The sequence below is a fragment of the Curtobacterium sp. B18 genome (assembly GCF_000333375.1).
Classification (GTDB): domain Bacteria; phylum Actinomycetota; class Actinomycetes; order Actinomycetales; family Microbacteriaceae; genus Curtobacterium.
Genome location: NZ_BACZ01000721.1, coordinates 1 through 594, shown reverse-complemented (window position 1 = coordinate 594; position 594 = coordinate 1). Strand labels below are relative to the sequence as shown.

The following is a 594-nucleotide window of genomic DNA, read 5'->3' as shown; positions in this document are numbered from 1 at the left end:
GTCGACGGCCTCGTCGGTGCCGACGCAGTCGAGCGCGACGTCGACACGGTCGTCCGTGCCGTCGCCGACGAGCGCCCGGACGCGGTCCTCGAGCCCGTCCCCGTACGCGATCCACTCGCCACCGAAGTCCGCGACGGTGTCGGCGTTCCGCTCGGACGCCGTCCCGATCACGCGGGCGCCGAGGAGCCGGAGCTGCTGGAGCAGGCTGACCCCGACCGCGCCGGCCGCGCCGTGCACGAGGACGGTGTCGTTGCCGGTCGCACGGGTGACCCGGAGCATGTCGGCCGCGGTGGTACCGGCGAGCAGCAGGTTCGCCGCTTCGGGGAACCCGAGCGACGCCGGCTTCGCGAACACGTCCCCGGCGGGCACCGTGATCCGTTCGGCCCACCCGCCGGCGACCCGGAACGCGAGGACCTCGTCGCCGACCGCTCCCCCACCCGAGGCGATCTCGGTGTCCGGTCCGACGGCGACGAGGACCCCAGCGACCTCGTAGCCGACGGGGACGGGCAGGTCCGACGGGTCGCCCTGCCGGGTGTGCTTGGTGTCCGCGGGGTTCATCCCGGCGGCACGGACGTCGATCGTCACCTCGCCCGG

Annotated in this window: 1 protein-coding gene; it reads right to left on the bottom strand. The window is 74.9% G+C overall.

All coding sequences use genetic code 11. From position 1 onward, the window contains the following. Positions 1 to 594, bottom strand: a 594-nt coding sequence (locus I5E_RS19270) for a quinone oxidoreductase family protein (RefSeq protein ID WP_022908427.1), incomplete at both ends; no start/stop codon positions are given.